This window comes from Hephaestia caeni, assembly GCF_003550065.1.
GTDB classification, from domain to species: Bacteria; Pseudomonadota; Alphaproteobacteria; order Sphingomonadales; family Sphingomonadaceae; genus Sphingomonas; species Sphingomonas caeni_A.
In genome coordinates this window covers 308,042-329,428 of record NZ_QXDC01000002.1, presented here as the reverse complement: position 1 = coordinate 329,428, position 21,387 = coordinate 308,042, and the positions used below count along the sequence as shown (strand labels likewise).

Genomic DNA, 21,387 nt, shown 5'->3' with positions numbered 1-21,387 from the left:
ATGCGCGTGTTGCTCGCCGAGGACGATGCCGAAACTGCCGGTTTCGTCGCGCACGGGCTCCGCGAGCTCGGCCATATCGTGACGCCCGCCGCGGCCGGCGAGGATGCCCTGCACCTGGGGATCGTCGAGACGTTCGACGTCATCGTTCTCGATCGCATGATGCCCGGGATTGACGGGATCGAAGTGCTCAGGCGCTGGCGCGCCGCCGGAGTGACGACGCCGGTGCTGATGCTCACCGCCTTGGGCGGCATCGCCGATCGCGTGTCGGGGCTCGACGCCGGCGCCGACGATTATCTGGTCAAGCCATTCGCCTTTGCCGAGCTCGCCGCGCGGCTGGCGGCGCTGCGGCGACGCCCGCCGATCAGCGAGGTCGCGACGCGGCTAGAGGTCGGCGACATCGCCCTCGACATGCTCAAGCGGCAGGTTCGGCGCGCGGGCCGGGAAATCCACCTCCAGCCGCGCGAACTGGCGCTGCTCGAACTGTTGATGCGCCACGCCGGCAAGGTCGTCACGCGGACGATGTTCCTCGAACAGGTGTGGGGGTTCCATTTCGACCCGCAGACCAACATCGTCGAGACCCATCTCAGCCGGCTGCGCAGCAAGCTGAAGGGCGACGACGGCGCGCCCGATCCGATCGAGACGCTGCGCGGCATCGGCTATCGGATGCGGGCATGATCCGGCCCTTCGGCAGCGCCGCCTATCGCATCGCGTTCACCTATTCGGCGGCCTTTGCGCTGGCGATCGTGTTGCTCGGCGCGATCGTCTATGTCGCCGCCGACGCCGATTTCCGGCACCAGCAGGACGTCGGGCTCGCCGTCGAGACGCGCGACCTTGCCGCCAGCTATCGCGAGGAGGGTCTTGCCGATCTCGCCGAAGCGATCGGCACTCGCGAACAGCCCAGCGCCACCAACGGCTATGGCTATGCCCTGTTCGATCGCAGCGGCCGGCGAGTCGCCGGCGCGCTGCGAACGCGGCGGCCGGCCCCCGGATTCGGCACGATCCCCTTCATCGACCCCCGCGAAGGACCGGACATCGCCCGGGCGCTGACGACCGATTTGCCCGGCGGCTATCGCCTCGTCGTCGCGCAGGATACCGAGAATGTCGAACGGTTCGACCGCACGATCCTCAGCCTGTTCGGCGTGGCGTTCGGGCTGGTCGTGCTGCTCGGCATCGGCGCGGCGTTGTTGCTCGGCGGCTATCTGCGGCGCCGGCTGGAAAGGCTGAGCGCGCCGGCCCGCGCGATCGTCACTGGGGATCTCGATCGACGCATGCCGGTCAGCGCGGGGCATGACGAATTCGATCAACTCGCGTTGGCGCTCAACGCGATGCTCGATCGCATCGCCCAATTGCTCGACAATCTCCGTCAGGTGTCGAGCGACGTGGCGCACGACCTGCGCACCCCACTGGCGCGGTTGCGGGGGCAGCTCGAAGCGGCGATCGACGGGCCGCGCGAGATCGCTGCTTACCGCACCGGTCTCAAGCGCGCGCTCGTGCAGAGCGACGCTCTGCTCGGGCTGTTCGCCGCGATCCTGCGCATTTCCGAGATCGAGGGCGGCGCGGTCAAGCGCACCTTCGCGCGCATCGACCTGACCGATCTCGTCACCGATCTGTGCGACAGTTTCGCGCCGGCGATCGCCGACAACGGCCGAACGCTCGCCTGCGACACGGCGCCCGGCCTGGCGCTGAGCGGCGATCGCGAGTTGCTCGCGCAGGCGCTGATCAATCTGCTCGACAACGCCCAGCATCACACGCCGCCGGGCACCCACATCACCGTCGCAGCCGCCGGCGACGCCGTGACCGTCCGCCTGACGGTCGCCGACGACGGCCCCGGCGTCGCGCCCGAGGATCGCGAGCGCATCACTCGCCGCTTCGCCCGGCTCGACAGCAGCCGCGGCACGCCGGGTCACGGGCTCGGCCTCAATCTCGTTGTCGCGGTGGCGCAGGTTCACGGCGGCGCGGTGACGATCGACGACAACCGGCCGGGGTTGCGCGTGACAATGACCTTGCCGAGGCTGGCCGAATGACGAGGATGCAGCCCATTCTGCTCGCCTTGCCGTTGGCCGCGTGCGCGAGCTATTCCCCGAATCCGCTCAGCGACACGCCGGCGATGCTCGACGCGCCGACCTCGGCGACGCTGACGCAGGCGACGGCAGGAATCGCTCGGCCGTATCTCACGCCGGCGACGATCGACCTTGCCGCGCCGCTCGACCCCAATGCCGTGGCGACGATCGCGGTGATTACCAATCCCGACTTGAAGGCGCTGCGCGCCAAGGCCGGCGTAAGCGACGCGCAGGCATTCGCCGCGCGGCTGATGCCCGATCCGACCTTCAGCATCGGCGCGCATCCCGTCTTGTCCGGCCCCGATCCGCTGACCGAGCTGGTCGGGGCGCTGGGGCTCGACCTCAATGCGCTGCGCACGCGCGGCGTGCAGCGCCGGCAAGCGCGCGCGCAGGCCGAGCAGGCGCGGCTCGATCTCGCCTGGGCGGAATGGCAGACGGCGGGGCAAGCTCGCATGCAGGCGGTGCGCATCCTCGGCTTCGAGAAGAGCGTGGCGATCGAGCGGCAGACGCTGGCCGCACAACAGAACCTGCTCCGCCATATGCTCGCCGCGCTGGGCCGTGGCGACATCGCCGCCGATCGCGCGCAGGCTGCACGCACCGCCGCCTATGACGCCGAGACCAGGCTAAGGACCGACGAAGCGAGCCTCGCCACCGCCCGCGGCGAACTCGACAAATTGCTCGGTCTGCCCCCGGCGACGCAATTGCAGCTTACCGAGCCCGCGCTGCCCGCACCGCCGCCCGACGCCGCGGCGCTATTCACTCTCGCGCGCGCCAAGCGTGCCGATCTCGCCGCACTTCGCGCCGGCTATGCCGCGCAGGAGGCGGCGGTGCACAGGGCGATCCTCGACCAGTTCCCGACGCTCAACCTGACGCTCGACGCGACGCGCGACACCACCGGCAACAAGATCCTCGGCCCGACGGTCGACTTCACCTTGCCGCTGTGGAACCGCAATCGCGGCGGCATCGCCATCGAGCGCGCGACGCGAGCGCAGCTCAAGGCCGAATATGACGCGCGGCTGTTCCAGACCCGCGCCGACATCGCCGCCGCGGTGGAGGGCATTGCCATCGCCCGCAAGCAGCGCGATGCGGCCGCGACGAGCCTGCCGTCGCTGGAACGCTATGCGGCGGCCAGCCGGCGCGCGGCCGATCGCGGCGACCTTTCGACCGCCGCCGCCGAGACCGCCGAGCAGGCGCTGCGCGACCAGCAGGCGCTGCTCGCGGCGAGCGATGAAGCGATCCGCGAACAGACGATCGCGCTGGAACTCCTCACCGGAACGCCGAGGCAGACATGGCCGCATTGACCCGATTGACGTTGCTCGCTCCGCTGCTGCTGCTCGCCGCCTGTTCGGGCCACGGCGACGAGTCCGACAACGCGCCCGATCCGGTGGCCCTGGTCGCGCTCGGCGCCGTCGAGCAGGGGCCGGTGGCCCGGACGGTCAGCCTGTACGGCATGGTCGATGCCGGACCGTCGGGAACGATCGCGCTCGCCGCGCCGGCCGAGGCGACGGTGTCGCAGATCGTCGCGCCGGTCGGCACCCATGTCGGCGCCGGTCAGGCGGTGGTGGTGCTGTCGCCGAGCCCGGCGACGCGCGTCGACCTGGCCAAGGCGGCATCGGACGCCAGCGCGGCCGACAAGGCGCTGGCGCGCGCCCAGCGCCTGCGCAGCGACGGGCTCGCCAGCGACGCCGATGTCGAGACCGCGCGGGCGACGGCGCAAAGCGCCGATGCGCTGGCGCGATCGATGCGTACGCGGACCAGCGGCTTGACGTTGCGCGCTCCGGCAGCGGGCGTCGTGCAGGCGATCGCCCATCAGCCGGGCGATCTGGTGCCGGCGGGGACGAGCGTCGCGACGATCGCGCGGCTGGGCGACTTGCGCGCACATTTCGGCGTCGATCCGGGCGTCGCGCGCCAAATTCGCCCCGGCGCCCCGATCCGCGTGATGGTGACAAACAGCGCGGCGCCGATCGAGGTCACGGTGCAGTCGGTCGATCCGGTGGTCGATCCGCAAACACGGCTCGCATCGCTTTATGCCAGGCTGCCCGGCGACGCCGGCCTCGCCGCGGGCGAGACGCTGAGCGGCACGATCGACACCGGCGCGGTCGGCAACGCGCTGACCGTCCCCTATGCCGCGCTGCTCGACGATGGCGGCCAGCCTTATGTCTATGTCGTCGCGGGCGGCGTCGCGCACCGGCACGACGTCGACACGGACGTAGCCAGCGGCGACCGCATCGCCATCATCAAGGGCGTGCGTGCCGGCGAAAAGGTGGTGACGCAAGGCGGCACTGCGCTCGAGGACGGCATGAAGGTGCGCACCAGATGACGCGCTCGCTCGCCGATCATTCGCGGGCATTGTGGCTCGCCGCGATCCTCCTGACGCTGGGTGGGCTTGTCGCGGCGCTCAAGATGCCGGTCAGCCTGTTTCCGTTCATCAGCTATCCGCGCGTCGTCGTGTCGATCGACGCCGGCGAACGCGACGCCGGGCAGATGACTGCCGAGATTACCCGCCCGGTCGAGCTGGCGCTGCGTGCGGTGCCGGGCGTGTCGCGCGTGCGCTCGACCACCAGCCGCGGCTCGGCGGAGATCGACCTCAACTTTCCCTGGGGTGAGGACATGGTCTCGGCGACGCTGGCGACGCAGGGTGCGCTGGCGACGGTCCTGCCCGACCTGCCCGCCGGCACGCGGTTCGACGTGCGGCGATCGGACCCCACCATGTTTCCGGTACTGGGTATCGCGCTGACCTCGACGTCGCTCGATCAGGAGGCGCTGCGCCAACTCGCCGTGCTCAAGGTGCAGCCGGCGTTGACCGCGGTGAGCGGTGTGGCCGGGGTCGACGTGCTCGGCGGCAGCCCGCGTGAGTTCGCGGTCGACATCGATCCGGCGCACGCGCAGGCGCTCGGCGTCAGCCTCGACGATATCGCGGTGACGCTCGGCAAGGCGAACGTCGTTCGAGGGCTTGGCCGCATCGAGGACCGGCACCGCCTCTATCTCGTGCTCGCGCAGAGCCGGATCAGGTCGATGGCCGATCTCGCCGCGACGCCGATCAAGGCGGCGACCGGCGGCGCCGGCATCGCCACGCTCGGCCAGATCGCGACGATCAAGCCCGCGACGGAGCCCAATTACACCGCCGTCACCTCGAACGGGCAGGCCGCGGTGCTCATCAATGTCCGCCAGGCGCTGCAGGGCGACACGGTGCGGATCGTCAAGCAGGTCGACGCCCGGCTCAAGACGCTCGGCCTGCCCGCCACGGTCAGGGTAACGCCGTTCTACGACCAGTCCGAGCTGGTCACAGGCGCCGCCAATGCGGTGCGCGACGCGATCCTGCTCGGCGCGGTGCTCGCCGGGCTGGTGCTATTCGTGTTCCTGCGATCGGGCCGGTTGATGGTGATCACCGGGCTGATGCTGCCGATGGTGCTCGCCGGCACGTGCCTGGTCCTGCTCGCGTTCGGGATGAGCTTCAACATGATGACGCTGGGCGGCATGGCCGCGGCGGTCGGCCTCGTCGTCGACGATGTCGTCGTCATGCTCGAACATATCATGCGGCGCATGCAGGAGGGCACGGTGCGCGGCGTGCTCGGTGCGGCGGCGGAGATGGGCACGCCGCTGATCGGCTCGACCTCGGCGACGATCATCGTGTTCCTGCCGCTCGCCTTCATCAGCGGCGTGACCGGCGGCTTCTTCAAGGCGCTGGCGCTGACGATGGTCGCGGCTTTGGTGCTGTCGCTGCTCTATGCGCGGCTGATCGTCCCGATCGTCGCGGCGCACTGGCTGCGCGACAAGGGTGCCGAGGCGGCAGAGCGTGCGGGTGGATTCGTCGGCAAGCTCGCCGACGGCTACCATCGCGTCTTCGAGCGCTCGATGGCGCGGCCGGGGCGGTTTGCGCTGCTGCTCGGCGTTGTGCTGGCGGCGCTCGGCTATGTGGCGTGGAGCCATGTGCCCTCAGGCTTCATGCCCAAGATGGACGAAGGCGGGTTCATCCTCGACTACAAGGCGCAATCGGGGGCCGCGCTGAGCGACACCGATCGCATCCTGCGCCAGGTCGAGCAGGTGATCATGGCGACGCCCGAGGTCGCCAGCTATTCGCGACGCACCGGCCTCCAGCTTGGCGGCGGCCTGACAGAGGCCGACGAGGGCGACTATTTCATCCGTTTGAAGGACGGCCGGCGGCGGCCGATCGAGGCGGTGATGGCCGATATCCGCCAGCGCATCGAGGCACGCGTGCCCGGCGTCGAGATCGAAACCGCGCAATTGATGGAAGACCTGATCGGTGACCTGACGGCGGTGCCGCAGCCGATCGAGGTCAAGCTGTTCGGCGACGATTCCGCTGGGCTCCAGCAAGCGGCGAAGCGAGTCGGCGCTGCGATCGGCACGATCAACGGCGTGGTCGAGGTGGTCGACGGCTTGCGCGTGGCGGGCGACGCGATCGCCGTCAAGGTCGATCCCGCGCGCGCCGCGCAACAGGGGCTCGATCCCGACAGCATCGCCAGCCAGCTCCAGACCATGATCGGCGGCAATCCAGCGACTGAGGTGCGCATCGGCGAGCAACTGGTGACGGTTCGCCTGCGCGCGCCCGCCGACCTGCGCGGCAGGGCCGACCAGCTTGGCCAGCTCGTGCTGGTCGCGCCTGACGGGCATGGCGTGCGCGTCTCGCAGGTCGCGCAGGTGTCGATCATGCCCGGACAGATGCAACTGACGCGCGAGGATCTGGCCCCGTTCATCGCCGTCACCGCGCGGCTCGAAGGCCGCGACCTCGGCTCGGGCATGCGGAAGGTGCGCGCCAAGGTCGCCTCGCTGCGCCTGCCGGCATCGATCCGCGTCGATTATGGCGGCCTCTACGCGCAGCAGCAGCAGAGCTTCGCCGATCTGTCGATGGTGTTCGCCGCCGCGCTGCTGCTCTCGGCACTGCTGCTGACGTTCCTCTACGAGCGGTTGGCCTGGACGCTTTGCGCGATCGTCACGGTGCTGCTGTCGGCCGCCGCGGTGCTGCTCGGGCTGTGGGTCACCGGCATCGAACTCGACATCTCGGCGCTGATGGGGCTGACGATGGTGGTCGGCATGGTCACCGAACTGGTCATCTTCTTCCTTGCCGAGATCGACCGCACGCTGCCGCTAAACCTCGCGCAGCTTCGCGAGGCGGGCGCCAAAAGGCTGCGCCCCATCCTGATGTCGGCGCTGATCGCGGTCCTGACGCTCAGCCCGCTGGCGCTCGGCATCAGCCGCGGCGCCGGATTGCAGCAACCGCTCGCCACCGCGATCATCTTCGGCCTCACTGCTGCCGTGCCGCTGGTACTGCTGTTCCTGCCGGCGATGATGCTGTGGCTGCAACGACGGACACAGTCGTGAACGGGCCCGTGCTTTGGCGCCATCTCCGTCGTCCGGCGGTCTGGGTGCTGATCGGCGTTGCGTTGGTCTTGATGGGCTTCGCCTTGATCCGCCCGCTCGACCATGACGAGAGCCAGTATGTTGCCGCCACGCTGCTGGCGCGGCACGGCGTCATCTATCGCGACTTCGCTTATCTCCAGACGCCGCTTCAACCGCTGCTGTTCGCGCCGTTGGTGGGGGCATGGGCGTTCGTCGAGCTGCGGCTGCTCAACGCCCTGCTGGGCGCCGGGTGCATCGCCTTCGTCTATGCCGCGAGCCGCAGAGGGGGTGCGGGGCGGCGGGAAGCGCTGCTTGCCGCCGGGTTGCTTGGGTGCTGCGACAGCTTCCTGTTCGGCGCGGCGGTCGCGCGCAACGACATGCTGCCGGCATGCCTGTTCGCGGCCGCGTTATGGTTGATGGTGAAGCGGACCGAGGGGTGCGGCAGCGCCGGCCACGCCGCAGCGATCGGTTTGCTGTTGTCGGCGGCCACCGCCGCGAAGCTGTCCTATGCGCTGCCGGCTCTGGCATATGGCGGACTCGCGCTGGCCGACCGTCGCTATCGACCGGGCTGGCTGCTCCTCGGCGCCATGCCTCCGGCGCTGTTGGTTGCGACAAGCTGGGCAGGCGCGCCGGCGGCGTTCGCGTTCGATGTGCTGCGCTTTCCCACCGCCGCGCCCGAGCAATTCTATGCGATCCATGCCGCCGGGAAGCTCGGCATCCCCGGCCGCGCTCTGGATATCCTCAAGTTCCTCGCGCTCGGCCCCGCGCTGCTGGCGAGCATGATCGTTCTCACCGATTTTCGTCGCCGCAACCGGCTTGCCGTCATGCTCGACGTGATGATCGTCGCCGGCCTGATCGCCGCGATCCTGCCCGCGCCGACCTGGCGGCAATATCTGCTGGTGATGATTGTGCCGCTGTTCGTCCGGCTGTCGCTGACGCCCGCCTTGCAGCGCCCGGCGAAAGGGCTGCGCATCGCCGCGGCGGTGTTCGTCGTCGCCGGTCTCGTCCCGTCGACGATCGCGCTGGTCGAGGCGGTGCGGACAAGACCGCCGGTGTTCGCCGCGATCGCCTATGGCCGTGCGCTGCGATCGACGATGGACCGGCTGCACGTCGCCGGCCCGGTCGCGACCCTGTCGCCGCAGATGATCGCGCCGGCGGGGCGACCGATCGACCCGCGATTCGCAACCGGCCCGTTCTTCTTTCGCAGCGACGGTCTCCTGTCGCCGGACGACGAGCGGCGCTTCGTACTGGTCAGCCGGGCGAATGCCGCCGCGCAGCTCTCGCGACGTCCGCCCGCCGCGATCGTCACCGGCGGTGAAGCAAGCTGGACGAGCGGCGACGACCGACTCGATGCCACCCTCGCGGCCGTCGCGCGGCGGCAGGGCTGGACCGCCGTGGCGGTGCCGGCGACGCCGTTCACCTTGTTCCTCCCGCCATCGCGAGGCCAGGCTCTGTTTCAGCGAAGCCGGAAACAACTCTGACACCGTCATCCCCCTGTCGCGACTGAGGTGCAGATGGGTCGACGCCGTCTCACGGTGAAGGAGACACCGCAATGTCGTCGACCGCCTTTCGTTGCGACCCCCAGCCGATGCCGCATGCGCCCGCTGATGAGGTCGATGACGGCTATATGATGTGGGTACTCGCGCTGCTCGTCGGCGTCTATCTGCTGGTCGCGATACCCGCCTGGCGCCTCGTCATCGTATTGACGGATCGGACGCACCGCCGCCGGGTCGGGCGCGAGCCATCCCCCCGTCCCACGCCGGTCGACATGGCAATCATGCCGGGCGACAATCGTGGGATGGCGACAATATCGCGTGCGGACGCTACACGAACCGGGTGAAAGCCGACCCCGAACTACCCAGCCTTTTCGAGCATCACCGCGCCGAACTACTTCGGTTCGTGGCGGCGCGGACCGGGGACGTGGCCGAAGCCGAGGACATCCTGCAGGAGCTTTGGCTGCGCGCGAGCGCGGCCCCCGCCGCGACGGTCGAGCATTGGCGCGGCTATCTGTTCCGCGCAGCGAACAACCTGGTCATCGACCGCGTGCGCGCCCGCCGCCGCCGCGAGTGTCGCGACCGTGCCTGGACCGAAAGCGTCCACGGCGCAGCGCTCGGAACGGGAGAGGTTGCCGACCCGGTCGACGCGCCCGACCTCGCCCTCGAAGCGGACCAGGAGGCGCAGCGACTGGCCAGAGCGATCGCGGCGCTGCCCGACGGCGCGCGGCGCGTGTTCGAGCTGCACAAGATCGATGGCTTGAGCCACGGCGCGGTCGCCGCGCGACTCGGGATCAGCAAGAGCGGGGTCGAAAAACACATGGCGGTGGCGATGAAGCATCTTCGTCGCGCGCTGGCGGACTGAGGTGATGGTGGCACGAGAACGTCCTCAGGGCGGGGCAACGGGATGATGATGGAAGAAAGGGACAGCGAAATCGTCGAACGCGCCATCGCCTGGCAACAGGCGATCGCGGGCGACGATATGGATTGGGCCGCGTTCACCGCGTGGCTCGAAGCCGATCCGCGCCATCGCGACGCCTTCGACGACATCGCGCTGATCAACCGCGCGGTCGATTCGCATCGCGATGCCCTGCGCATCTTGCTGCGCCCCGACGATAGCAAAGCCGCGGATGAGGCGGCCGAACGTCCTTCGACCGGGCGCCGCTGGTTCCTCGGTATCGGAATCGCCGCCGCGCTGACGCTGGCGGTCGGGCTGCCGCTCATCCAGTCGCAGGAAGACCAGTCGATCGCTTATGCCACGGACCCCGGTGCGACGCGCAACGTGGCGCTCGACGACGGCTCACAGCTCGCCCTTTCCGCCGATACCGCCGTCAGCGTCGATCATCGTCAGCATCGCGTGACGATCGGGCATGGGGCAGTCTATTTCGACGTGCGGCACGATCCGGCCCGGCAACTCGTCATCGAGGCGAACGGCTACCACATCGCCGATATCGGCACCCGGTTTTCGGTCGATCTGGCCGGCGACCACGTGTCGATCGCGGTGGCGCAAGGCTCGATCACGGTCACGCCGCCGGCCGGCGATCCGTTTCGCCTCGACGCCGGCGACGCGGTGAGCGGCGGCCAGGACGGCGCTGTCGCCAGGGCGAACGTCGCACCCGATGCGGTGGCGAGCTGGCGGCGCGGGCGGCTGACCTACGACAATGCTTCATTGGCGAGGGTGGCGAACGACATCAGCCGCTATACCGGCAAGCGAATCGCCATCGCCACAACCGCCGGCGATCGCCGCTTTTCGGGAGTGCTCGTGATTGGCGACGGCTCGCATCTGGTTTCGGATTTCGCCGCCGTCGCGGACCTTGCTGTTCAGCACGGCCCTGATCGCATCGTGCTGTCTCCAAAGCGCGGTTGAAGCGCGCCCGCTTGCCAATGCCGGCGAGGCGCGGCAGCGGTTCGACATTCCCGCCGGGCCGCTGCCGGTCAGCCTCGCACGATGGTCGAGCATCACCGGACAGTCGGTCGGCGCGACGACGGCGCTGCCTGCGATCCGCACCCGGGCGGTGCATGGCCTGCTGACGCCAGCCGACGCGCTCAACCGGATGTTGGTGGGAACCGGGTTCCGCGCGATCGCAGTCGGGCCCGGCTTGTTCCGGCTCGAGCGTAGCCCGATCGAGCCGCACACATCGTCATCTCGCCGCCGTCGTACGATTCCGCGTATCAGCCGCGCCCCGGTCGATATCGTCGTCACCGCAACCAAGCGGCCGGAGGTGCTCGGCACGATCCCGATCTCGGCCTCGGTCTTCGCCCCCGACCGGCTGGCCACCGGCACCGCCTCGCCCGACAGCGCGACGGTGGCGAGCGGGATCGATGGGCTGGCTCTCACCAATCTCGGCCCCGGCCGCAACCGCGCCTTCATCCGCGGTGTCGCCGACAGCCCGTTCAACGGCCCGACTCAGTCAACCGTCGCGGTGGTGCTCGACGACAGCCGGATCAGCTACGATTCGCCTGATCCCGACCTGCTGCTGCTCGACGTCGCGCGGGTCGAGGTGCTCAAGGGGCCGCAGGGGCCGCTCTACGGATCGGGGGCGCTGGGCGGCATTTTCCGCATCGTCACTAACCCGCCCGCGCTCGACGCGGCATCGGGCGCGGCGACATTGGTCGGCGCGGCGGGAGCGCATGGCGGGCTGGGCGGTGGCGGCGACGCGCTGATCAACCTGCCGCTCGCAAAAGATACGCTCGCGGTGCGGGCGATCGGCTATTATCGCTCCTATCCCGGCTGGCTCGATACCGAAGGCGGCGCGCGCGACGCCAACCGATCGACCACCAAGGGCGGCCGCGTCGCGTTGCGCTGGGCGCCCGATACCGACTGGACGGTCGATCTCGGCGGCGTGGTGCAATCGATCGACGCGCGCGACAGCCAATATGTCACGGGTTCACCGGACACGCTGGCCCGCGTTCACCCGATCGCCGAGCCGGCCGACAACGATTTCGCGCAGGCGCATCTCGATGTGGTCGGGCATCTCGGCGGGCTGCGGCTCGTCTCCGCCACCAGCTACGTGACGCAGTCGGTCGATTATCGCCTCGACGCCAGCGCCGCGGCAGCCGATTTCGGCGTGTCGACCCCCGCACTGTTCGCCGACAACCGGCAATATTCGATCTTCAACCAGGAAGTGCGGCTGTCGCCGATCGCGGCGGGGGGCGTCGGCTGGGTGGCGGGATTGGCCTATCTCCATGCGTCGAGCAGTCTCGACGGAACGATCAGCGTGCCTGGCGCCAGCCCGTTCGCGGTCGAATCGATCGATCAGGACGTCGCCGAATTTGCCGCCTTCGGCGAAGCGACGCTGGCGCTCGGCCGGTTCAGCCTGACCGCCGGCGGCCGCCTGTCGCTGACCGATGCGGCGGACGAGCGCGCCGAGCGCATGGGCGCGACCGACCGGCGACGCCGCAAGCTCGGCTTCGCGCCCAGCCTGTCGCTCGCCTGGCGCCCCGCCGACGATCGCTATTTCTTCCTGCGCTACGCGCGTGCGCTGCGCCCCGGGGGGCTGGCGGCGGGCGCCGGCCAAGCACAGGGACATTTCGATTCCGACGAGCTCGAAAGCCTCGAAGGTGGCGCGCGGCTGACGCTCGCCGATGGCGCGCTGGCGCTCGCGTCGAGCCTGTATTTCGATGACTGGCACGCGCTCCAGTCCGATTACCTGCTCGATAACGGGCTGATCTCGACGCGCAATGCCGGCCGGGCGCGGATCCTGGGCGGCGATGCCAGCGTGGATTGGACGCTCGGCCGCGGCTGGTCGCTCAGCGCCGGGCTCAATGCCGAGAGCGCGGAGTTGGTATCGGCGAACGGCGTCCGCCTCGAAGATCGGCGGTTGCCGGTCGTGCCCAACGTCACGCTGCGCGGTCTGGTCGGCTATCGCTTCGCGCTCGGCAACTGGACGGTCAGGCTCTCAGGGCAAGGCAACTATATCGGCAGCGCGAGGCTGAGCTTCGATCCCACGCTCGATCGGCACATGGGCGACTATGCCCTGTTCGCCGCCGGCGCCAGCGCGACCGCGGGCCGCTGGAGCCTCGCCCTCCGGATCGACAACCTGTTCGACACCGCCGGCGACAGCTTCGCGTTCGGCAACCCGTTCTCTATCCGCGACGGACCGCAATATACCCCGCTTACGCCCCGCACGGTTGTCACGTCCCTGCGCTTCGACTGGTAAAAATTTTCGCGCCAACCGACTGCGGCGGCGGGGCTTCGGCGTCGTCGTCGGGTCGGGTGACCAGTTCGGATCGATTATGCCAGCACCGACCGCCGATAAAACGGCCTTTGTCCCGTCGCTTTCGTTTCACCCACCGGCGGCTTCCGATCTGATGACCGGCATGCCGCCGGCGATCGGCCGGCGCTGGGCGGGGATCGGCAGCACGCTGATCTCGTTAGCAATTCTTGCGGCGGCGCTGTATCAGCTCCACGGCACGCCGGTTGCCGACATCCTGGCGCTGGTGCCGCGCAGCGCGGTGTTCTGGCTGGTGTTCGTGATCGCCTATCTGGTCACGCCGGCGTCGGAATGGGTGATCTATCACCGCCTGTGGTCGATCCCGCCGTCGGGCATGATCGCCCTGCTGCGCAAGCGCGTCGCCAACGAAATCGTGCTCGGCTATCTCGGTGAGGTTTATTTCTACGCCTGGGTCCGCCGCACCGGGCTGATCACGCGAACAGCACCGTTCGGCGCGATCAAGGACGTCGCGATCCTTTCTGCGCTGACCGGCAACGCGGTAACGCTGGCGATGCTCGCGGCGGCGCTGCCCTTCTTCGGCCTGCTACAGCTCGATCTCGGTGGCAAGGCGGTGCTCAGTTCTTTAGGCGTGCTCGCCGTGACGTCATTCGTAATGCTGCTCCTGCGCAAGCGTCTGTTCAGCCTGCCGCGGCACGAATTGTGGTGGATCACCTTCATCCACCTCGCGCGCATCGTCACGACGATCGGGCTCACCGCGCTGATGTGGCACCTCGTCCTGCCGACAGTGGGGCTGGTCTGGTGGCTGATCCTCGCGACCCTGCGCCAGCTCCTGTCGCGCCTGCCGTTGATGCCCAACAAGGATCTCGCCTTTGTCGGCCTCGCGATCTTCATTGTCGGGCGCGATGGCGACGTTGCGGCGATGATCGCGATGATCGGCGGGCTGATCCTGCTCGCCCATTTGCTGGTCGGCTCGACACTCGGCGCGGCGGGGCTGATCCGCCGGGAGGCGACGGCGTGATCGCGCCGTTGCTCCTGGGCCTCCTCGCAGGACAGGCGTCGCTGCCCTCGAACCCCGATCTCGGCAAGGCGGCGGCGCGCTGCCGCACGCCCGAGACCGGCCCGTCGTTCCTCGTCACGGTCGAGGGGTTGAAGGACCGGCGCGGCCTGCTCAAGCTCGAAATCTATCCGGACGATAACGAGGATTTCCTCGCCGACGACAACAAGCTGATCGCCGCCGGCAAGGTATTCCGCCGCGTCGAGGTGCCGACACCGCCGAACGGCGCCGTTCAACTATGCATCCGCGTGCCGCATGCCGGGCGCTATGCCGTCAGCCTGCTCCACGATCGCGACGGCAACCACAAGTTCGGCCTTTCGAGCGATGGCATCGGTTTTGCCGGCAATCCGAAGCTCGGCTGGTCCAAGCCCGCCGCCGACAAGGCAAGCGCCAATGCCGGCAGCGGGCCGACGTCGATCACCATCGTGATGAACTATCGCCACGGCCTGTTCTCGTTCAGCCCGCTGAAGGAGGCACACTGATGCGTATCGTCGACGTCTGCGCCTTCTACACGCCCGCCGGCGGCGGAGTGCGCACCTATGTCGAGCGCAAGCTGCGCGCGGGCGCGGATGCAGGCCACGAGATCGTCATCCTCGCGCCGGGGACGCACGACGAGGTGCGGCATTTCGGCCGCAACGTCCGGATCGTCACAATCGCCGCCGCCCCCTTCCCGCTCGACCGGACCTATCATTATTTCGACGACGAGCCGGCGCTGCACGCCGCGCTGGACGCACTCGCGCCCGACATGGTCGAGGTGTCGTCGCCCTGGACCAGCGCGGCGATGGTCGCGCGCTGGCGCGGCGCGGCGCCGCGCGCGCTGATCATGCATTCGGATCCGCTCGCCGCCTATGCCTATCGCTGGTTCGGCGCGATCGCAGACCGCGCGACGATCGACCGGCGGTTCGACTGGTTCTGGCGCCACCTGCGCCGCATGGACGCCGCGATTGACCTGATTGTCTGCGCCAGCCACGATCTGTCGCGGCGACTAACGGCGGGCGGCCTCACCCGCGTCGTCACCGAGCCGATGGGGGTCGAGCCCGGCCTGTTCACGCCCGCCAACCGCGACGAGACGCTGCGCGCCGAGCTTTTGCGGTGCTGCAACCTGCCGCCGGACGCCGTGTTGCTGATCGGCGTCGGCCGGTTCGCGCCGGAAAAGCGATGGCCGATGGTCGTCGACGCGGTCACGCGCGCCGGCCTGGCGCAGCCGGTCGGCCTGATGCTCATCGGCGACGGACGCGAGCGGGATCATATCGCGCGCGCCGCGTTCGGCAGCCCGCACATCCGGCTGGTCCAGCCCGTCCGCGACCGCGCGGCGCTGGCGCGCATCCTCGCCTCGGCCGACGCGCTGGTCCACGGCTGCGAGGCCGAGACCTTCTGCATGACGGCGGCCGAGGCGCGGGCCAGCGGCCTGCCGGTGATCGTGCCCGACAGCGGCGGCGCCCGCGACCATTGGCGCAAAGGTCAGGGCGCGCTCTATCGCGGCGGCGACGGCGCGGCGCTGGCGCAGGCGCTGACCGGATTTCTCGCCGACGATCCCTCCATGCACCGCGCCCGCGCCGCCGATGCCGCCCGCGAGGTGCGCTCGATGGACGATCATTTCGCCGCGCTGTTCGCGCGCTACGCGCAACTGGCCCGAGGCGTCGCCGATGCCGCATGACCGCCGGCTGCTGGTCGCGATCCATGATGTCGGCCCGCGCTTCGAAAGCCAGGTCGATGCGCTGGTCGACCGGCTCGCGCGCCTGCTCGGGCAGATGCGTTTCGCGATGCTCGTCGTGCCCAACCATTGGGGCGAAGCACCGCTCTCCAGCAATCGCGCCTATCAGGCCAGGCTGCGGCGTTGGGCCGAAGCCGGCGTCGAGATGTTCGTCCACGGCTGGTTCCACCGCGACGACAGCGCGCACGACGGCGCGATCGCCCGCCTGAAGGCACGGCACATGACCGCCCGCGAGGGCGAGTTCCTCGGCCTCGGCCACGCCGAGGCGTTGCGTCTGATGACGGACGGCCGTCGATTGATCGAGGATGTAGTCGGCGCGCCGGCCGCGGGCTTCGTGGCGCCCGCCTGGCTCTACGGCGACGGCGCACGCGCCGCCTTGGCCGAAGCGGGTTTCGCCGTCGCCGAGGATCATATGCGCGTCTGGCAACCCGCGACCGATCGGACCATCGCACGCGGCCCCGTCATCACCTGGGCGAGCCGCAGCCGACCGCGGATCGCCAGCTCGCTGGCGGTGGCCGCGCTCGCGCCTGGTCTGCTGCGCGGTCAGCGCGTGGCGCGCGTGGCAGTCCATCCCGGCGATACCGGCGTGCCGAGGCTGCTTGCGAGCATCGACCGCACCCTGAGCGCGATGGCGCGCGACCGAACCGTGTCGCGCTACGCCGATCTCGTGCCATGACGGCGCGGCACATTCTCACCTTCGCCCAATCGCTCGATGGCGGCGGCGTTGAGAGCGCGCAGTTAAGGCTCGCGGCGGACTGGCTGGCGGCGGGCCGCCGCGTGACCCTGATCCTGGGAACATCACGCGGTCCTCTGGCCAGTGAAATCCCTCCCGGCCTGCGCGTAATCGAGCGTGGCGCCGCCGCTTATCTGGCGATGTTCGATCTGCCTCGATACGTCGCCGCGCTCGCTCCCGACGTGCTGTTCTGCCCCGGCAACCATTATACCAGCGTCGCGGCGGGGGCCTGGCTCGAACTGGGCGCAGCCTGCCCCCCGGTCGTGGCCAAATTGTCGAACACCGTAGCGCGGGCCGATCACGCTGCGTTGGTCGCGCGCGGCTACCGGGCATGGGCGCACTTCCACCCGTGTTTCATCGATCACCTCGTCGCAATGACCCGCGGCATGGCCGACGAGGCCCGGCGCCTTATGGGCTTTCCCGCCGATCGCGTCAGCGTCATTCCCAACCCGCCCGCTCGTCATGTGGTGGACGAGATGCCGCTGAAACTACCCGAGGACCGCTTCATCCTTGGTATCGGCCGCCTCGAACGGCAGAAAAGATGGGATCGCCTGATCCTGGCGATGCGCTCGATTCGCGCAGCCGACGCAAAGCTCGTGATCCTCGGCGAAGGCACTCTGCGGCCGGCTCTGGAACGGCTGGCCGCGGAGCATGGCCTGGAGGATCGCGTATCGCTGCCCGGCCATAGGCTCGATCCCCGTCCAGCCATGCGCCGCGCCTCGGCGGTGGCGCTGGTTTCCGATTACGAGGGCGTGCCCGGCGTCCTGCGCGAAGCCCTGTCCTTGGGCACCCCGGTCGTCACGACCGATTCAAGCATCGCCATCCGCGAAATTGTGACGTGCCCCTCGCAGGGCGACATTGTTTCCCCCGACGACCCGTCGGCGCTCGCCGCCGCGCTCGATCGCCGGCTGGATCCCGCCCGACCACGTCCAATGCCGACCGAAGCGGTCCAGACATGCGCCGCTGGAGACTATCTCGATCTATTCGACCAGCTCCTGCCACGTGGCGCGTCTCACAATCATGTTTCTCGAAGGCATGGGCCGACTGGTTGACGACCCTCGATCGGACGACGCCCGCGCCGCGCAGATGAGCCTGCTATGCGGCGAATCTCGATTCCTGGCGAAGGAAAAGACGGGGCCGTAGCCCCGTCCTTATTTGGTGCAGTCAAGCTGCTTGTTAACAGCTGGCCCGCGATCTCTGAGGCGGATAGAATTTCATCCCCACAAGAGACTGTCAAGGGTCAACCGCAACTAGAATGCTTTGGCATAACCCGAAGATGATGCACCAGTTTCTAGGGCGGGAATGGGTTTGGACCTCCGCTTCCTCTGCACTATGGTCTTCGCAGCCTGTCAGCCGCTAGGCGATGGCGGACGCAGTTTGGACCCCGGTCGCCATCGCCATCGCCAGCAGAGTACATGAGCGATTAATCCTCTGAGGAGATCTGGCCTGTCAATCCCCTAGAATACTTTAAGCAATGGAAGCGGGTGGCGCCCTGCGGGTAGGGATGATGCAGTTTCGGAGGCAGAACAACATTGCCCACGCAGCACAAGAAGTGCAAAAGTTTCAAAGGGGGATGGAATATGCGCAGACTCGGGCTCGATATCGGCACCAACAGCATCGGCTGGTGCCTGGTGGAATTCGACGAAGAACATACGATCGGGATTCGCGTTCTCGACATCGGCGTCCGTATATTCAGCGATGGGCGCGATCCCAAGACCGGTGCAAGTCTTGCGGTCGACCGCCGAACAGCGCGGGCGATGCGGCGGCGTCGCGACCGTTATCTTCGTCGGCGCTCGGTATTCCTCGATACTTTGATCCAATATGGACTGATGCCTGTCGATGCAGATGAGGCTAGGCTGATCGCGGCACGGGATCCCTATTCGATCCGCGCCCGCGCGCTGACCGAACGGCTGGAGCCGTATGCGATCGGCCGCGCGCTCTTCCATCTCAACCAGCGTCGAGGCTTCCTATCCAACCGCAAGGCCGAGCGGCGCAGCGAGGACGGCAAGATCGCCAACGGCGCCAAGGCGCTCGACCAGGCAATGGCCGAAGCGAAGGCGGACACGCTCGGCCAGTTCCTCGCCGGCCGCGCGGAGAAGCGCGTCCGGCTCAACGGCGAGAGCCAGGGCTACGATTTCTACCCTCAGCGCCGGCATATCGAATATGAGTTCCAGCGCATCTGGGAGGAGCAGACTGGGTATCATCCGACTCTGCTCACCGAAGAGGCACGCGCGGCGCTCCACCGCGTGCTGTTCTATCAGCGCCCGCTCAAGGAGCCCGAAGTCGGCGTGTGCCTGTTCGCGGGACGATATGGCATAGCACGCGACGAGCGCCGGCTTCCTAAGGCGCATCCGCTGTTTCAGGAGCGACGTCTCTACGAGGAGGTCAACCAGCTTGAGATCACCACGCCGGGCGAAGCGCCTCGCAAGCTGACCCTCGACCAGCGCGACAAGCTGATCCTGGCGTTACGCGACAAGCGCAAAGTGTCGTTCGCTTCCTTGGCCAAGACGCTCAAACTGCAGCCGGGCGAAAGCTTCAACAAGGCGAACGAGACGCGCACCGACCTGACGGGTAACGAAGTGCGCGCGGTGCTTGGCGACAAGAAGCGTTTCGGCGGCGATTGGCACCACAAGACGCCCGAAGCGCAGTGGGAGATCATCGAAAGGCTGATCGACGAGGAAGACCCCGAGACGCTGCACGCGTATCTGACTGTCACTTGCGGGCTGGACGAGGTGACGGCAGACGCTGTTGCCAAGGCTCCCCTTCCCGAAGGGTTCGGGCGGCTGGGCGAGATCGCGACGCGACGCATCCTCGAACAATTGAAGACTCGCGAAATAAACGGCGCGCCAATCACTTACAGTCAAGCGGTCGAAGCCTGCGGCTGGCATCATAGCGACGATCGCACCGGAGAGGTTCTCGATCGTTTGCCCTATTATGGCGAGCTGCTGTCACGCGACATTCCGCCCGGGACCTTCGATCCCCGCGATCTGGAGGGCGGTCGCCGCGAGAAAAAGATGGAGCGCTATTGGGGCAAGATAACCAATCCCACGGTTCATATCGGGCTGCGTCAGCTTGAGAAGCTCATCAACGCGATCATCACCGTCCACGGCCGGCCCGACCAGATCGTCGTCGAGCTCGCGCGCGAACTGAACCTCAGCGAAAAAGACAAGGACGAGCACAACCGGCGCATTCGCAAGAATACGGCCGATGCGCAAGCACGGTCCAGAAAGTTGATCGAAGAAGGCATAGACGATACGGGCACCAATCGTGCGCGGCTCAAGCTTTGGGAAGAACTCTCCGGCAACCTCGTTGATCGGTTTTGTCCTTATTGTGGCGATTCTGGAAAATTGATCGGTTTTCGCGCGCTATTTTCGGACGAGGTCGATATCGATCACATCATTCCTTACTCTCGTTCGCTCGACGATAGTGCTGCCAATAAGGTCGTGGCTCATCGCAATTGTAACCGTGCCAAGGGCAATAAAACGCCATACGAACGGTGGGGCTCTGATCCCGAGCGTTGGGATCGGATCACGGCGCAGGTGGCGCACCTTCGTAAATCGAAGCAATGGCGCTTCGGGCCCGAAGCAATGGCGCGGTTCGAGAAGGACGGCGGCTTTCTCGCGCGGCAATTGACCGACACCCAGTATCTCTCGCGACTGGCCGGCAAATATCTGCGCAGCCTCTATCCGACGAAGGAGGATGGCTGCGTCTACGTGGTGCCCGGCCGGATGACCGCGATGCTGCGGCGCAAATGGGGACTCAACAGCTTGTTGCCCGATCATAATTACGTCGAAAACGAACATAGCAACGCACCGAAGAACCGGCTGGATCACCGCCATCATGCCATCGATGCGGCAGTTGTAGCCGTCACGACACGCGCCACGCTCCAGAAGATCGCGCGCGCAGCGGGGGAAGCCGAGGATCGCGATCTCGACCGCTTGACCGTCGATATCGAGCAACCGTGGAGCGGCTTTCGTGAGGAACTGGGCGAGAAGCTCTTGCGCGTCACGGTCAGCCACAAGGCCGATCACGGGCGCAAGGGCCGCCCCTCGCGCCATCGCGACGTGACGGCCGGGCGCCTGCACAACGACACCGCATATGGCCTTACCGGCGACGTGGCGGCGGACGGCAAAACACCGATCGTGGTCCACCGCGTGCCGCTCGCCAGTCTCAAGCCGGGCGATCTGACCAATCCGGATCGCATCCCCGATCGGGCACTGCGCGACGCACTGTACGAATGGACGCGCGATCTCACCGGGAAGTCGTTCGAGGCGGCACTTCAGCGCTTCCGCGACACGCATCCCGTCTTCGGGGGCATCCGCCGCGTTCGCGTGCGCGAGCCACTGAACGTCATTCCGATCCGTGATGCTTCGGGTCGCGCGTACAAGGCCTATAAGGGCGATGCGAACGCGCGCTTCGAGTTGTGGCAGCTCCCTGACGGCGGCCTAAAGACGCGTGTCGTCACCATGTTCGAAGCGCATCAGCACAAGCAGGACGATCGTCCCCATCCCGCTGCAAAGCGGTTGCTTACCCTGCGCCAGAACGATCTTCTTGCCGTTGAGCGTAATGGAGAACCACGCGAGATCCTGCGCGTGGTCGGCTTTAACGTCCGGGGCCGCCTTACGCTCGCTGCCGCGCAGGAGGCCGGTAATCTCAAGGAGCGGGACGGCCTGTCGAACGACCGCGACCCCTTCAAATATGTCTATCTCTCGGGGCGTAGCATTGTGAAGGCCAAGGCCCGCCAGGTTCGTGTCGATCCTCTCGGCCGTCTCTTCGATCCCGGTCCTCGAACATAGCGAA

The 21,387-nt window shown here is 67.9% G+C and carries 16 protein-coding genes; all 16 read left to right on the top strand.

Annotated features, from left to right (window positions below; genetic code table 11):
- The 16 genes from DFR49_RS01465 to cas9 all read left to right on the top strand — a co-directional run bounded on the left by DFR49_RS01465 (position 1) and on the right by cas9 (position 21,383).
- Positions 1-675 (top strand): response regulator transcription factor, encoded by a 675-nt coding sequence (locus DFR49_RS01465; RefSeq protein ID WP_119034272.1) that lies wholly within the window; start codon positions 1-3, stop codon positions 673-675.
- Complete coding sequence (locus DFR49_RS01460; protein ID WP_119034271.1) at positions 672-2,024, top strand: sensor histidine kinase; 1,353 nt, start codon at positions 672-674, stop codon at positions 2,022-2,024. The genes DFR49_RS01465 and DFR49_RS01460 overlap by 4 nt, the downstream gene beginning before the upstream one ends.
- The gene (locus DFR49_RS01455) at positions 2,021-3,361 is read left to right on the top strand and encodes a TolC family protein (RefSeq protein ID WP_119034270.1); all 1,341 of its coding nucleotides are present in this window, start codon (positions 2,021-2,023) and stop codon (positions 3,359-3,361) included. Before DFR49_RS01460 ends, DFR49_RS01455 begins: the two co-directional genes overlap by 4 nt.
- On the top strand, positions 3,349-4,380 hold the full coding sequence (locus DFR49_RS01450; RefSeq protein WP_119034269.1) for an efflux RND transporter periplasmic adaptor subunit: 1,032 nt from the start codon (positions 3,349-3,351) through the stop codon (positions 4,378-4,380). The genes DFR49_RS01455 and DFR49_RS01450 overlap by 13 nt, the downstream gene beginning before the upstream one ends.
- The gene (locus DFR49_RS01445; protein ID WP_119034268.1) at positions 4,377-7,400 is read left to right on the top strand and encodes an efflux RND transporter permease subunit; all 3,024 of its coding nucleotides are present in this window, start codon (positions 4,377-4,379) and stop codon (positions 7,398-7,400) included. The genes DFR49_RS01450 and DFR49_RS01445 overlap by 4 nt, the downstream gene beginning before the upstream one ends.
- Positions 7,397-8,899: an ArnT family glycosyltransferase gene (locus DFR49_RS01440; RefSeq protein WP_211325789.1), complete on the top strand. Its 1,503-nt coding sequence runs from the start codon at positions 7,397-7,399 to the stop codon at positions 8,897-8,899. Before DFR49_RS01445 ends, DFR49_RS01440 begins: the two co-directional genes overlap by 4 nt.
- Before the next feature lie 71 nt (positions 8,900-8,970).
- Positions 8,971-9,258, top strand: coding sequence for a hypothetical protein (locus tag DFR49_RS01435; RefSeq protein ID WP_119034267.1), 288 nt, complete (start codon positions 8,971-8,973; stop codon positions 9,256-9,258).
- A complete protein-coding gene (locus DFR49_RS01430; protein ID WP_119034266.1) occupies positions 9,255-9,776 on the top strand; it encodes an RNA polymerase sigma factor in 522 nt (173 codons plus the stop codon). Before DFR49_RS01435 ends, DFR49_RS01430 begins: the two co-directional genes overlap by 4 nt.
- A 45-nt stretch (positions 9,777-9,821) precedes the next feature.
- Positions 9,822-10,778, top strand: coding sequence for a FecR family protein (locus DFR49_RS01425; RefSeq protein WP_211325788.1), 957 nt, complete (start codon positions 9,822-9,824; stop codon positions 10,776-10,778).
- Positions 10,678-13,071: a TonB-dependent receptor gene (locus tag DFR49_RS01420; RefSeq protein ID WP_170150890.1), complete on the top strand. Its 2,394-nt coding sequence runs from the start codon at positions 10,678-10,680 to the stop codon at positions 13,069-13,071. Before DFR49_RS01425 ends, DFR49_RS01420 begins: the two co-directional genes overlap by 101 nt.
- A 151-nt stretch (positions 13,072-13,222) precedes the next feature.
- Positions 13,223-14,104: a hypothetical protein gene (locus DFR49_RS01415; protein ID WP_147373609.1), complete on the top strand. Its 882-nt coding sequence runs from the start codon at positions 13,223-13,225 to the stop codon at positions 14,102-14,104.
- A complete protein-coding gene (locus DFR49_RS01410; RefSeq protein ID WP_119034262.1) occupies positions 14,101-14,622 on the top strand; it encodes a DUF2141 domain-containing protein in 522 nt (173 codons plus the stop codon). The genes DFR49_RS01415 and DFR49_RS01410 overlap by 4 nt, the downstream gene beginning before the upstream one ends.
- A complete protein-coding gene (locus tag DFR49_RS01405) occupies positions 14,622-15,797 on the top strand; it encodes a glycosyltransferase (protein WP_119034261.1) in 1,176 nt (391 codons plus the stop codon). Before DFR49_RS01410 ends, DFR49_RS01405 begins: the two co-directional genes overlap by 1 nt.
- Positions 15,787-16,530 carry a DUF2334 domain-containing protein gene (locus DFR49_RS01400; protein ID WP_119034260.1) on the top strand — a complete coding sequence of 248 codons (744 nt, stop codon included), beginning with the start codon at positions 15,787-15,789 and terminating at the stop codon, positions 16,528-16,530. Before DFR49_RS01405 ends, DFR49_RS01400 begins: the two co-directional genes overlap by 11 nt.
- Entirely contained in the window at positions 16,527-17,639 is a 1,113-nt protein-coding gene (locus DFR49_RS01395; RefSeq protein ID WP_119034259.1) for a glycosyltransferase, read from the top strand. The genes DFR49_RS01400 and DFR49_RS01395 overlap by 4 nt, the downstream gene beginning before the upstream one ends.
- A 528-nt stretch (positions 17,640-18,167) precedes the next feature.
- On the top strand, positions 18,168-21,383 hold the full coding sequence (cas9, locus tag DFR49_RS01390) for a type II CRISPR RNA-guided endonuclease Cas9 (RefSeq protein ID WP_119034258.1): 3,216 nt from the start codon (positions 18,168-18,170) through the stop codon (positions 21,381-21,383).
- The last annotated feature ends 4 nt before the right edge of the window (positions 21,384-21,387 follow it).